Origin of the sequence: Trichocoleus sp. ST-U1, assembly GCF_039961835.1 — a bacterium.
Taxonomy (GTDB): Bacteria; Cyanobacteriota; Cyanobacteriia; order Cyanobacteriales; family FACHB-T130; genus FACHB-T130.
In genome coordinates, this window is the sequence record NZ_JAMPJZ010000029.1 from 17,257 (window position 1) to 30,837 (window position 13,581).

The window sequence follows — 13,581 nt, forward strand, 5'->3', positions numbered from 1 at the left end:
TAAAAGCAGGGCGTCTACTGTAATTGCTCGTGAATTTGGTTTAGGCGTGTCCGAAAAGCTAGCTTTTGGTTTTTATTGAGTGCTAAATCTTGGAGGTTCAAAAGTAACTTCACCGCCTCATCATAAGCTTGCGCCTAAGAATTTCCTAGCAGCCGTTCGACATCTTTCTCAGCATCGGCTTCCCGTTTGGCTAACGTCTCTAACGCTTTGATGTGTCTTACTTCGGCTTCTTGCCTTTGCCTAATCGTTTCCTATTTCTCTTGTTCTTCTGCCGCTTCAAATAACTGCTTGATAGTCCTTAGTGGCTGGCTTCCGAGTTAAGCCACACGAATTAGTTCAGATAATTTATGGTTAATTTTAAGGGAAAGATTCGCTTCTTCTTGAGCAAGCCGCAGCAACAAGATAATAGAAGATGCGATCGCTATCGCTGAATTGACACGTTCAATATCCTGTTCGTGTACAAGATATTGAGGTGCTGGGAAATCGCTACGGACTGACGCCGATCGCGCGATCGCCCGCTCATCTCCATTTAAGCTAAAAATAGCGGATCGACCCTTAGCGGAACTCCTAGCGCCAGATGAACGGGTGACGGTGGTTTCAACCAGCAGGGACAAGATGCAAGTTGACGGGACAAGGCTACAAATCCAATTGAAATCCTTGACTCCGCCCAAATTCGCAGTCCTTTATCAGATTAGATGGAATTGCTCTAGGGATATTTGAGCTTTTGCGCGTAAAATCTCCACCCTTATTTTTTATATTATTAAAGAATATTCGGAAACTTTTTTATAGTTTTGTCAATCTAAACAGGGCATGACTTTGGGAATTTATCAGCGGCTGGTCTTAAACTTGGTGAGTCCGACAATGTTAAGATACCCAAAGTTTGTCATCGTTCTGTTTTCAGCCCCCCAATAGGGTTATTTTATGGTATCTTCTGGAACTGCTCGACGCCTCGGTTTTACCTGCCTTGCTGGCCTACCTTTGACAGTGTCTTTGGCTCTGCTACAACCCGTGCAGGCTCAGAACCAAATGCCTGCTTTACCAGAAGACACCAGTCAAACACAACCAGACTTAACCGATCCCAACAATCTGCGCCCGATCGATCCGGACAGTGGCTTATTAAGTATGGCAGGAGGGAACCGTTTGCTGAGTGAGGCAGATAGTGCTGTATCTTCGCAAAACTATACTCTAGCCGCCAAGAAGCTCCAAGAGGCTCGTCAGGTTTTTAACCAGTTGTCAAATTTCTATCAACAACTGGGTTCTAGTTTTTCGGGAATTGATAATCGAGTTTACGAGAGCCAACGCCGCAAGGCTGTAGAAGCTGCTCAACTTCGAGATCGGGCAACTTATCAGCTAGCGCTGGTACATCGCGCGCAAAATCAGCCAGATTTGGCAGTACCTTTGTTAATACAGATTGTTCGCAGTCAGCAGCCGACACGGGATCTCGGCAAGAAAGCTTATCAGCAGTTGCTAGAAATTGGATTTATCGATTCTCCTGATTCCGCACCGGCTAATTCTTCGAGCGATCGCTCCAATTCATCTTCCTCTGCACCTAAACGGTAGATTAGAATTAGCAACTTGAAGTGATACGGGAGTTTAAATGGTTAGCCCAGATCAGGTAGAGGCGATGATCAAAGCCAAAATGCCAGATGCCCAGATTCAAGTTCAGGATCTGACTGGCGGTGGCGACCATTACCAAGTGACAGTGGTTTCGTCGCAGTTTGAAGGCAAAAGGCTTGTACAACAGCACCAACTGGTTTACGGTGCAGTGCAGCAAGCGATGGCTACAGAAGCGATTCATGCTCTAGCACTGAAAACCTATACTCCCCAAGATTGGGAGGCTGCTACCAAGCGAGGTTGAACCTGAATAAAAATTGCGTTCTCGCGCACTGGCATTACACTAGAAAATAGAGGCATTCCAAGCAGAACTATGACGCCAGAACTAAAAGAGCGGATTGACAGCTTGCTCAAAGAGCATAAGATTGTGGTCTTTATGAAGGGCAATAAGCTGATGCCCCAGTGTGGTTTTTCTAACAATGTGGTACAAATTCTGAATACTTTGGGCGTACCCTACCACACGATTGATATTTTGGACGACTGGGAAATCCGGCAGGGAATTAAGGAATATTCTAATTGGCCTACCATTCCCCAAGTTTACGTTGATGGTCAGTTTGTTGGCGGCTCAGACATTCTGATTGAACTGTATCAAAAGGGCGAATTGCAGGAAATGGTTGAAGTTGCCTTAGCTTCCTAAAGCTTTGGGATACGAACTGAAAATTCCCTCCTGGTTCTTCAAATTAAGAATCCAGGAGGGAATTTTTACTGGGTTTAGGATAACTTGCGACTAAATTTAAAAGCTCATTCAAAAGCTGTGCAGCCTAAATCATCCTAAATAAAATTATTGACTGGACTAGGACGTAAACGATACTAAGGGCGATCGCTCTTTTTTCAAATTTTTCCTTATCGGCTGTATAAAAATTCCGAAGCTGCTGAACGTCAAAGATAAACAGCACCCGGAAGATAGCTGTTGTCTACCCAAACCCGATCCCTGTGGGCAATTTAACAGGCAATTTAACCACATTATCCACAGGCAACGATGGCAAGGCTGATGCTGATAGCCTCAGCTTGACCAAAGCAGCTAACCCGAACTAATAATAGTCCGATTTAGGTTGAGTCTGGGTCATGTCAAAGTTGGATGGATCGTAAATGTAACGGGTAACTTCTTCTTCTAAGCGGTGGATGAGAAAGGGTTCCAGAACGTTAGAATGACGCATAGCTGCGAGATAGCCATCTAAAAACAGCCGCAAATCATCGAAACGATAACCCCGATTCCACATTTCGACGAGGGCGTCGGTGAGTCTTTGGTAGTAGCGGATGGTTTGAGAGTCCTGTAGCATGGTCGGAAGTATCAGGTTTGAATTAGAAGTATAAGGGGTGAAGTCGCAAGAAGGAAACTTTCGCTCTAAGCGGTTAGCTTTGATTCTGGCAACTCATTAAGGGCGCTAGGCGCTAGGCGCTAGAAAACGCAAGCGTACTTCGGGTTTGCTTCAGTTAAGGCTAGTGTCTTAACCAGAACTACAGCGGTTTGGAGTTGCGGTGCGGAAACCGAAAACGAATGCACCCCAGTTTGGTGATGAGAGAACGCTTGGTTGTGTTCCTTGAAAATTAAGGGAATAACACCAAAACTCATCCCGCCGAGAGCAGCGAGTTGCGCGATCGCTCTCACTTTAGTTTCATCGTAGAAAACTTGATCCCCAACGTCATGCCCCTGCCGAGCGATTTGTGCCATCTTTTCCAGCAAGCACTGCCATTTAGTCGTTAGCTTGTTTAAACCGCCGGTTGACAAAGACTGTCCCTGTGGGAAGCATGATTTCAAGCTTTTGTCAATAAAATTCCGGTTTTTTAACCACATTTCCGATTACCAGGATAGATTTGCCTGTTGTCCCATGCCTGGTATATCCAAAACGCGATTTGCCTCATGCCTTGTGCCTCGCTCATGCCTTGTGCCTCGCTCAGTGGGTTTCTAGTAGGAAAGACATCCTGCTTGCTTTAGCTAGGTATACTAATTTGGTCATCGGAAGCTTTTGGCATGGCATTGTTCAGTAAACTTGACTAAACGTTACCCTTCGTTAACTTTCATTTTACTGACTGCTTGGTGAAATGGCAGCTTTGACTTCAGACTCGCCCTAAATCTGTAATATTTCTTTTAAAGTATTAAAAATATAAAACAAAAGTTTGAGTTTCAATAGATTTTTTTTAATTTCTCACTTTTAATTTTTAATTGTATAGCCTAGACCCCTCGTAGCCCTGGTTACAGAATCCTGACATAAGCTTTGTTAAGCTAAATCTCACCAGCTTGAAGGGAAGCATGCCACCGTGGGATCGATTTGCATTCAGATCATCGAGGGGAACCCGCACCTGCGATCGCTACTGGGCTGGCACTTACAGCAAGCAAGCTACTGGGTGTGTCAATCCGCTGGCGTTCATCAAGGTAGAGAAACGTTTTATACTCGCCAACCCGCACTCGTAATCCTTGATTCCGACCTGCCAGATGGCGATGGAATTGAATTTTGCCGATGGCTTCATCAACAGGGACAGGTACTCATCTTGATGCTGTCCGCCCGCAGTATGGAAGCCGATATTGTCGCTGGGTTAAAAGCGGGAGCCGACGATTATTTGACCAAGCCATTTGGGATGCAAGAATTTATGGCGCGGGTTGAGGCGCTAGTTCGCCGCGTTCGCGTCACAGCCGCACCGATATCCCTAGATTATGGCGACCTAAAAATAGACTTAGTGCAGCGCCGCGTCCGCTTCAAAGAAGAATTCATTGACCTGACGCCCCAAGAGTTCAGCCTGCTTTACGTTCTGGCACAGGCTGGAGGAGTAGCGCTGAGCCGTTCCGAACTGCTGCGCCGCGCTTGGCCTGACGCTATCGATAATCCACGCACTATTGATACTCACGTCCTCTCCCTACGCAAGAAAATTGAAACCGATCCTCGACAACCCAGCATGATTCAAACTGTCCGCAACGTGGGCTATCGGTTCAATCCAGAGATTCTTAAGGGAGCAGAACCAGTTGCCTCAATAATTGAGAACGATTCCAAACCGCTCCCTGCTCATGCTACCCCTGCCATGCTAGGCGGACAGAACCGCCACCGCTAAGTATCAATTTTTAAGATAGATAAGATAAACTTTGCCACCCACCTCAAATCCAAGGCACTTCAGTTGTTGGGTAGATTTTCGGGCGAGGTTCTGGGATTCCCTGACTCTGACGGATCGCTTCTTGACGACGAGCGATCGCCCACTGGCGTTGTCGCCACATCAAAAAGCCAGTGATAAATAGAACGGTGGGGGTCAAGCCAGCGAACACATACAAAATCCGCATTCCTAGCCCACCATAAATCCCAATGTGCAAAGTAAACAGCTCATTCATAATCCGGGTTCCTAAAGGTACTGTCAGCGCATTTTCCACCCGCAAGACCTTCCCGCTGTACTGGTCGAGATAGACACGGCTACGACCATCTGGGCGGATTTCCTGGGGCAATTTCTTCGTGACCCTGACGATTCCATCCGGTTTACTAGCAAGAGAAATGAAGGTGGTTTTGCCTTCTGGCAACGCCGCATCAGCTTTGGGCAAAATTTCTGCGAGTGTCAAAGGTGACTTGCCCACTTGAGGTGTGGACGTTAAGGGAGTAGGTTGTGGCGTCTGTGTTAGCCAGTAGACTGCTGGCTCGGTTTCCGCGTGAAAAATCATTGCGGCTCCTGTGGAAGCAATCAGGAGCAGAAACACAGCAGACACGATACCCCCGACCTTATGGAGATCATAGTTGACCAGCTGCCAGGGAGCTTGCCACCTGATCTGGAAGCCGGAAAGGAGCCTTCTCCAACCAGACCATAAAATCATCCCAGAGACGCTCAGCAGCAACAGCAACAAGCCACAAATCCCAACGACTTTCTCGCCAACCTTGCCAGCGAGAAGAGAGAAGTGGATGTCATACACGAAAGTCATCAACGTGCGTCCCCACTGTTGTGTGCCGAGGATCGCTCCAGTGTAGGGGTTAACGTAAGCGTAGATAAACTCATCCTTCTTTGATTCCATCCCCACCGTGTATACCGAGTCTGGCTTTCGCGGCAGATCGATATAAGACAGCGTCAAGTCTGGATAGGCTGAGCGGACGATCTGTAAAGCTGAATCTGGGGATATGCGATCGCGCAGGCTCTCGGAAGCAGATTCACCCTGCGGGACAACCTGATGTAAATGGGAATTGAGAGCGCGATCGATCTCTTCGTGAAAGACTAAAGCGCTTCCCGTCAATCCGATTACAAGTATCAGAAGACCGAATATTACACCCACATAGCGGTGCAGTATCAATGCAAGTTTGCGTAATTTCATCAGCAAGACTTCCTTTGAATTTTGTCTTCTGGCTTCCTCAGGGCGGGTTTAATCTAATACTTTTCAGTAAGGCTAGTTCCTCTCAAATAGAGCTGAACAAATAGAGAAACATAGTCCCCCTCAAAAAAGGGGGTTGGGAGGATCTCTGAACGATGAAACTTACTCATCGAAAAGTATTGAGCTTTAACCAGAATGGCGTTGAGGATACCAGATTAACCGCTTAGCCAGAGCCTAAAACATCAAAATTCCACCCCAAATGTCCCCAACAAAGTTAAAGGCGCTCCGGGGTAAACTAAGAAGCCCTGAGAATCGTAATATTTGATATCAAAGAGATTCTTGATATTCAGAGCAGCGCGGTAATTGTTCCGCCGATAGAAGATAGCGGCATCAGTTCTCAAATACGAAGGGATTTCGATGGTATTTGGAAGCTCCGCTTCCCGCGCCCCCACGAAATATACTCCAGCTCCAAAACCTAACCCTTGCAAAGCACCTCTTTGGAATTCATAAGTCATCCACAAGCTAGCGCTATTATTTGGCGCGTTAACCAATTCGTCCCCTTCAGGAATGCTCTCATCTTTGCTAACAAAAGCATCCATATGGGCATAAGATGCAATAACATTCCAACCGGGTCTAATTTCTCCCCTCACGTCCAATTCGATGCCTCGGCTCTTAACTTCTCCCGCTGCAATTGAGAAATCACTATCATTGGGATCTGCCGTGGCAACGTTTGTTTTCGTTATCTGGTAAGCTGCCAGCGTCGTGGACAATCTGCCATCTAAAAATTCGCCTTTAATTCCGGCCTCGTATTGGGTACCTCTTTCAGGCTCTATTAGCTGTCCGTTCGACGTAAAAGCAAAAATATTTGGTCGAAAAGAGCGGCTGTAACTGGCATAGAGTGAAATTGGTTCTATCGGCTGATAAACAATTCCAACACGGGGTGAAAAGGCTTCAAAGTAACGGCTGGATTTTTCAGCTTCGCTTCCATTCAAAGCGTCTGAAACATCTTCGATGTCAAGATCGACCGAATCAAATCGACCGCCAATCAGTAATTTCAGATTTGGCAACAATGTTATCTGGTCTTGTACATAGATACCTAACGTATTAGTGTTTTCTTCTCTGCCAAAGGCGTCACCGAAACTGTTTGGACGAGGAAACCCGTAAACTGGATTGTAAATATCAATTGAAGGGAAATTTGCTCTGCGTAATGTGTAGCCATTTCTAATTTTACTTAACTCAATCCCAATGAGAAGTTGATGATTAATCGAGCCAGTATTAAATTTGCCTACCAAGTCTGTTTGCAGAGAATAATCTTCTCTGTTTTCATCAGAGTCATTATATCTTCGCCGTAAGGTGCGTCCATCTCCCTCTAATTGGAAGGTACGTGCTTGGACATTTTTACGCTCTGTATCAACGATTTGAGCTGAAAAAGCATTCCGGAGCCGCCAATTTTCGCTAAAACGGTGATCCAGAACATAACTAGCTTTATGGCTTCTATGGTTGTAACTGTCGTTGGGTTCTCCTAAATAACGACTAATGGGAAGATCAAACATCGCAGTTAGCGGTGGAAAGGCTCGGTCGAAAGTTCGATCGAGATCCAGGTACTCATACTCCAGGGTTAAGGTAGTTTTATCGGTAATCTTGAAGCTTAAAACAGGTGCAACCACGAAAAGCTCGCTGTCTACGAAATCTCTAAAACTACCCGAATTCTCATAGGCAACATTCAATCGATACAATACATTTTTGTCAGGATCGAGGGGGCCAGAAATATCTATCGATGGGCGATAGAAGTCGTAACTTCCAGCCGTAAATGAAGCGGCATAATAAGGTTCGCTCAGCGGTTGCTTGGTGATGTAATTCACGACACCACCCGGTTCAATCTGACCATAAAGCACCGAAGCTGGCCCTTTGAGAACTTCGACTCGTTCGATGTTGGCGACATCCGTTAATGAGTAAAAACCGCCATCGCTGAAACCATTTCTCAAGTTACTGGAGATGGCAAATCCCCGGATGGTGTAGTTATCAGTAGCGCCTCCATAGCCCTCGCTTCTCACAACGCCACTGACGTTGCGTGCGGCTTCTGTGATTCTTACGACTTGTTGATCTTCAATCACCTGCCGAGGGACAACCTGAATCGACTGAGGAACGTCGCGCAAGGGTGTATCGGTTCGCGTGGCGGTTGTGGCGTCGATGACTCTATATCCGCCTTCTTGCTGACCCGTCACTACTATTTCAATTTCTTCTGGCTCTTCAACTGAAGCATCTGCATCTGGTTGGGTTTCGTCACCAGGTTCAGCCTCTGAAGGGGTCTGAGGCGACTCAGAAGGCTCAAAGTCAGTCGTCTCTGGCGTTTGGCTAGGAGGGGAAGCCTCTGCTGTTTCGGAGGCAGTTGTTAAGCTGAGTACCACTCCTTGCGGACTCGGCACGACCTCTGCGACTGGTAGTTCTGCGACGCCTTTGATCGTTACCCGAACACTGTTGCCATACAAGCGGTTTACGGTTAAAGAAGTTATGCCGAAAGCTGGGTTGTCCTGAGTAAACGTATCCCCTTCTGGAAGGCTTAGCTGGGCGTTAAGCAGGTCAATGAGCAGGGTTTGGTCATAGCTGGATGTGACCACTTGGGGCGCTGCTCCATTTGTCGTCTGCAAAATCACTTGCAAGCCGTCGGGCGTTGAGTTGAGTTGCACGCCTGTGACTACGACATCAGCTCGTACTGGCTGAGCCACTGTCATGACAACTGAGCCTGCGAGCAACAAGCCAGGAAGTAATTGCTGTAGTTTCATTCCGTTTCCACACACCTAATTTATGCACCCAGGTCTTGGTTAACAAGCCTGATTTTTATTGCAAGTAATTATCATTAGTGTGGTTAAGATAAAACGACGCCTGTGCAAAAGTCAAGTGGAAAAATTTAGAGGTATCGCCTAAGAGAAAGATTGACAAATGGCTAGTTTTGGGCATTTCTTCTTCAGTAATTGGCTCAAGCTTAACTTCTTTAACCAATGTTTAAAGAAGTTAAGCAAGCGAATAATTGACAAAACCTTATAAAAGTGTTTTCTCTAATTAAGAAAGTTATTCAAGAAAGGCGAATTTAATCCACCAGCAGGCTGGTTTAGAGTGGAGAACGATTGCTTTTCGCCTTGTTAATAGATCCGATGGCTACAAAATATTGAGTCCTAGAGAAATCACGAGGGCGATCGCAGCCAATCTCTACACGCACCGACTCAACACGCGCCAACTCTACACGCGAAACTAGAGTGTCTGAAAAATCAGCGAAAAAACCCGAACACACTTAGTGACTCCTGAAGCGGCGGCGCGGGTCAAAAATCTATCACATCAAATTCAAAAAAACGCTGAGAGGCTGAGCGTCGCTCAGCCTCTCGATTCAGGCTATGGCTGAAGTTTTTTGATCAGCGCCAGTGCTTCTTTGGACTCATCTGGCTTGCCTTGCGTAGCGAAGAGTTCAGAGGCTTTCTGAAGGTCTTCAATCGCTTTATTATCTTCCTCTAGCTGAGCATAAGCGATTCCTCGCTGATAGTAAGCTTCTGCTTGATCGGGCTTTAGTTTGATAACTTCGCTGTAATCAGCGATCGCTCCGGCGTCGTCTTCTAACTCAGTCCGAGCTAGTCCTCGATTCAAATAAGCTTCATCATCCTTGGGATCGAGTTGCAGCACTTTGCTGTAGTCAGCGATCGCTTTCTCGTAGTCCTCTAGCTCAACAAGAGCTACGGCTCGGTTATAGTAAGCTTCCGTATCATTGGGATTTACTTCTAGCACCTTCGACAACAGATCGACGGCTGCCTTGTAGTCTCCCGCATCAAGTTTGTCCAAACCCTGTTGGAGCAGCGCCTCAGGATTCCCTTGGAGGCGGGGACTGCTGGGAGCAGGTGGTTTAATTTGAGGACTGGTAGACGCAGGCGGTTTAATTTGAGGACTGGTAGGAGCAGACGGTTTAATTTGGGGACTAGTAGGAGCGGGGGATGGTTTAATTTGAGGACTGGTAGGAGTGGGGGATGGTTTAGTTTGGGCACGAACTACAGGGTTCACTCCACCCACTCCGATAACAACTCCTAGAATTGCGATCGCTGTCTTGATGTTCATAAATCTACTTAGTGACGAGTGATTGGGTATTCAACAATCAGTTCAAGAGTCTATACCCACTCTGGTTGAGAGGCAATTATTCATTGTTCGTAGTAGCTGAACCCGATGATTCTGCTGAGGAAGGTGCAGCTCTCCGCCGCCGCGCTCGTGGAGCTTGTTGTGCCTGACTTGCTGAACCGGCTTCCAGACGCCGCTGCCGCCGCGCCCGTGGGGCTTGCCGTGACGGTCTAGAGGTCGAACTAGAGGCAGATTCCACCCGCCGCCGCCGTGCCCGTGGGGCTTGCTGGGACGGACTGGCAGCCGCAGATTCGACCCGCCGCCGAGAACGACGCGGCGTTTCTGAGGCACTCCTGGAAGAAGATGCTGTTTCCAGACGCCGTCGCCGACTAATCCGGCGTGTTTCCGAGGCACTTGTGGAAGAAGATGCTGTTTCCAGACGCCGTCGCCGACTAATCCGGCGTGTTTCCGAGGCACTCGTGGAAGAAGATGCTGTTTCCAGACGCCTCCGCCGAGAACGACGCGGCGTTTCCGAGGCACTCGTGGAAGAAGAAGCCGTTTCCAAACGCCGCCGCCGACTAATCCGGCGTGTTTCCGAAGGACTCGTGGAAGAAGAAGCTGTTTCCAAACGCCGCCGCCGGGGAGTCGATGACTCCGAGCTACGGCTGGAAGATGCCGATTCTGTGCGACGACGTTCGCGAGAACGACGCGATCGCTCCGATCCTTCTAGCTGAAAATCAACTGAAGCCACAACCCCCTGTCGTCTACCAGAGGAAGAATCAAACTTCCAATTTCTTGCCGCTCTCACAGCAGCTTCATCAAGTTCGCTGTTACCGCTGGAACGCGACAGCCGAACATTGGTGACATTCCCTTTGTCGTCAACATCAACACTGACCTTGGATGCGCCTTCAACGCCTTGCCGTCTCGCATTGCTTGGATAGTCGGGCTTGTCACATTTAACGCAACCGATTCGGCTCGATCCCGATCTTCTCGAAGGACGTTCTTCATCCCTGTCTCTTGGCTCAGTTCTTGGCTCGGTTCTCGGTTTGAAATTTTCTGGAGCTATCGCTACATCCCTTCCGCTTCCCGGTTCTTTGCTGGTGCCAGTGCCTCTACCAGAGCCATTGCCGGTACCTAAGCCATTACCGGTACCTAAGCCATTGCCCGAACCATTGCCTGTACCCGTACCCAAGCCATTGCCCGAACCATTGCCTGTACCTGTACCCAAGCCATTGCCTCTACCAGAGCCACTGCCGGTACCCAAGCCATTGCCGGTACCCAAGCCATTGCCGGTACCGCTTCCTTGTCCTGAGCCTTGAGTGCTGCTGCCCGTCCCAGAACCACTGCCTAGCAGGCTTCCCAATCCGCTTGCAACAGTAGATCCGCCGACAGCACTGCTTTTATCAGTTTGACTGCCACTATTTCCTGCACTTTCTTGAGTTTGTCTGGAGCCAGTGATTCCTCTAACCAAATCTCTAAATCTTTCAGATGTTTGTTGCTGGAAAGATGGACTCGCTTGTGTTGGCGCTGCTGGCTTGTCATTTTGTGAAGACGGCGCAACGGCAACCGATCTAGGCTGGGGAATCGGCTGCGAGTTACTTGTTCGATTGGGTTCGTCAGTGCGTTCCAAAGACGTCTTTTCTACTGGTGTGGGTGGCACGCTTGCCACTCGATCGGGATCGACTCGTTGCTCGACTCGTTTGGGCGTTTGAGCGGGTCGGAACGGAGGTAAATTTACTGCAAGCGGCTGTCGCACTGGCTGCGGTACCACTTCAGGGCGTGTAGGCGCGGGTTGCGACGCTACTAGTGGAGAGCGAGCGATCGCTTTTGGTTCCGTGCGAGGTTGAGATGCTGGCGCAGCTGTACTGGTATCGGGTGTACTGCTTTGACTCGAACTCTCTGCTGCAACTGAACCTTCTTCCGATTCCTGCCTAGAACCCGTAAGTATGCGAGAACCTCCGGCTGCAACTGAACTTGCTGCCGATGGCGTCTGCTCTTGTTGATCTTCTTTTGGTGTATCTTCCTCTGGTTCCAAAGCTTCAAGGCTCTCAGGATCGAGAACCACAACTTCCATTGGCTCTTCTGCAATAATGTCAGATGTTTTCACCCAACGATTGCTCATCGCCAATACTCCGATATGGAGCGCTAGGGAACCGATGAGGCTATAGGCAATAAAAGACCTCAGAGCCTCTTCTTCTTTTTCTCGCTGCTGAACAGCAACAGTTGACAAGCCCATATATTATTGCAAGTTATTTGCACTTGTTTGGTCAAGGTAAGATGCACTGAAGTAAATGTCAAGAGGGAGAACCAGGAAAATGGGCTGTTATCACCTTAGCCAAACCCTCTCCAAACCTTTCCTTGATAGGCTTCTCAACCTTTTCAACAGTTCCGTTAAAATTACTTAATAAAAATCATTATTCCCCAAGTTGTGGAGAACTGCTTGACATAGATTCTCATTAGGTTTAATTTCTCTTGAGAACTTCTATCAGCTTTAAGACTCAAGTAAGCTGGTAGGCTAAGCCTTGTTGAGTGCCCTAGAGAAACTTAGATGGGAATTAGTAATCTTTTTGCGGCGGGCGGCGTGGTCATGTGGCCACTCCTAGCATTTTCTATATTAGCGATCGCCCTAGTAATAGAGCGTTCAAGATTTTGGTATGGCATTAACCGACGGCAAGGTCGGGTTGTCCGAGATGTGATGAAGCTTTATCAGCACGATCCCGAAGCTGCTGTGCATCGGCTAAAACAGAATGCTGACTTGCCGATTGCGCGAATCTTTTTGGCAGCATTGGAACTGGAACAACCCAATCCAGAAGAATTTCGATTAGCGCTAGAAAGTGAAGCACAAGCAGAGTTACCTGGATTGAAGCGATTCAATGTAGTTTTTGAAACGATCATCGCCCTTTCCCCTCTGCTGGGGTTGCTAGGAACAGTTTTGGGACTGATTAACTCCTTTGCCTCGCTGACGCTAGGGAGCGTTGGAGGCAGCCAGACGGTCGGTGTCACAGCAGGGATTAGTGAGGCATTAGTTTCCACCGCCACCGGGTTAATTGTTGCTATTTTTGCCCTAGTATTCTCCAATGCCTTTCGCGGGTTTTATCAGAGGCAGATGGCACACATTCAAGAATACGGCGGTCAGTTAGAACTGTTATACCGCCGCCGTTATGAAAAAGGAGAGCCTTCTTATGCGACTACCCGATGAGCCGGATATCCCAGTGCAGATTAACATCGTGCCGATGATCGATGTAATCTTCGCCATTTTGACCTTTTTCATCATGTCCACGCTGTTTTTGACCCGTTCAGAAGGGCTATCGGTAAATTTGCCGAAAGCAGCGACCGGACAAGCTCAAAAATCGACACCCGTAACGGTGTCAATTGACGAAGAGGGAGAAATCGCACTGAACCGCCAGCCCGTTGATTTAGAGGAACTGGAAACCGGAGTGCGATCGCTAATTCCATCTGAGCAAGAAACCCTTGTCGTGCTAAATGCTGATGAAGGAGTCAATCACGGTCAAGTTGTAGCAGTGATGGATCAATTGCGTAAGGTAAAAGGGGCGAAATTAGCGATCGCTACGAAGAAATAATCCGTCCATTGGGTAAAA

The 13,581-nt window shown here is 47.9% G+C and carries 13 protein-coding genes; 6 read left to right on the forward strand and 7 right to left on the reverse strand.

What is annotated here, in order from left to right:
• Positions 1-317 precede the first annotated feature (317 nt).
• Complete coding sequence (locus NDA06_RS12680; RefSeq protein WP_206755363.1) at positions 318-614, reverse strand: hypothetical protein; 297 nt, start codon at positions 612-614, stop codon at positions 318-320.
• A 307-nt stretch (positions 615-921) separates the two neighbouring features.
• Here NDA06_RS12680 and NDA06_RS12685 point away from each other — a divergent pair, with 307 nt between their 5' ends.
• From NDA06_RS12685 to grxD, 3 genes are all read left to right on the forward strand, one after another.
• The gene (locus NDA06_RS12685) at positions 922-1,560 is read left to right on the forward strand and encodes a hypothetical protein (protein WP_199292123.1); all 639 of its coding nucleotides are present in this window, start codon (positions 922-924) and stop codon (positions 1,558-1,560) included.
• 37 nt (positions 1,561-1,597) lie between these two features.
• Positions 1,598-1,858 (forward strand): BolA family transcriptional regulator, encoded by a 261-nt coding sequence (locus tag NDA06_RS12690; RefSeq protein ID WP_190415578.1) that lies wholly within the window; start codon positions 1,598-1,600, stop codon positions 1,856-1,858.
• A 69-nt stretch (positions 1,859-1,927) separates the two neighbouring features.
• Positions 1,928-2,251, forward strand: coding sequence for a Grx4 family monothiol glutaredoxin (gene grxD, locus NDA06_RS12695; protein ID WP_190415580.1), 324 nt, complete (start codon positions 1,928-1,930; stop codon positions 2,249-2,251).
• Between the two features lie 394 nt (positions 2,252-2,645).
• On the opposite strand, the gene NDA06_RS12700 is transcribed toward grxD, so the two are convergent.
• Positions 2,646-2,894, reverse strand: a complete 249-nt coding sequence (locus NDA06_RS12700) for a DUF6761 family protein (RefSeq protein WP_190415582.1) — start codon at positions 2,892-2,894, stop codon at positions 2,646-2,648.
• Between the two features lie 119 nt (positions 2,895-3,013).
• Entirely contained in the window at positions 3,014-3,373 is a 360-nt protein-coding gene (locus NDA06_RS12705) for a hypothetical protein (protein WP_190985893.1), read from the reverse strand.
• Positions 3,374-3,873: 500 nt separating this feature from the next.
• Here NDA06_RS12705 and NDA06_RS12710 point away from each other — a divergent pair, with 500 nt between their 5' ends.
• A complete protein-coding gene (locus tag NDA06_RS12710; RefSeq protein WP_190428949.1) occupies positions 3,874-4,659 on the forward strand; it encodes a winged helix-turn-helix domain-containing protein in 786 nt (261 codons plus the stop codon).
• 43 nt (positions 4,660-4,702) lie between these two features.
• On the opposite strand, the gene NDA06_RS12715 is transcribed toward NDA06_RS12710, so the two are convergent.
• From NDA06_RS12715 to NDA06_RS12730, 4 genes are all read right to left on the reverse strand, one after another.
• Positions 4,703-5,890, reverse strand: coding sequence for a PepSY-associated TM helix domain-containing protein (locus NDA06_RS12715; protein WP_190985892.1), 1,188 nt, complete (start codon positions 5,888-5,890; stop codon positions 4,703-4,705).
• Positions 5,891-6,129: 239 nt separating this feature from the next.
• Entirely contained in the window at positions 6,130-8,670 is a 2,541-nt protein-coding gene (locus NDA06_RS12720) for a TonB-dependent siderophore receptor (protein ID WP_190985891.1), read from the reverse strand.
• 604 nt (positions 8,671-9,274) lie between these two features.
• Positions 9,275-9,985 carry a tetratricopeptide repeat protein gene (locus tag NDA06_RS12725; RefSeq protein WP_190415592.1) on the reverse strand — a complete coding sequence of 237 codons (711 nt, stop codon included), beginning with the start codon at positions 9,983-9,985 and terminating at the stop codon, positions 9,275-9,277.
• Between the two features lie 76 nt (positions 9,986-10,061).
• Entirely contained in the window at positions 10,062-12,218 is a 2,157-nt protein-coding gene (locus NDA06_RS12730) for a TonB family protein (protein WP_348251740.1), read from the reverse strand.
• Between the two features lie 312 nt (positions 12,219-12,530).
• Here NDA06_RS12730 and NDA06_RS12735 point away from each other — a divergent pair, with 312 nt between their 5' ends.
• The gene (locus NDA06_RS12735) at positions 12,531-13,181 is read left to right on the forward strand and encodes a MotA/TolQ/ExbB proton channel family protein (RefSeq protein WP_190428953.1); all 651 of its coding nucleotides are present in this window, start codon (positions 12,531-12,533) and stop codon (positions 13,179-13,181) included.
• Positions 13,165-13,563, forward strand: coding sequence for a biopolymer transporter ExbD (locus NDA06_RS12740; RefSeq protein WP_190668485.1), 399 nt, complete (start codon positions 13,165-13,167; stop codon positions 13,561-13,563). The genes NDA06_RS12735 and NDA06_RS12740 overlap by 17 nt, the downstream gene beginning before the upstream one ends.
• Positions 13,564-13,581: the final 18 nt, after the last annotated feature.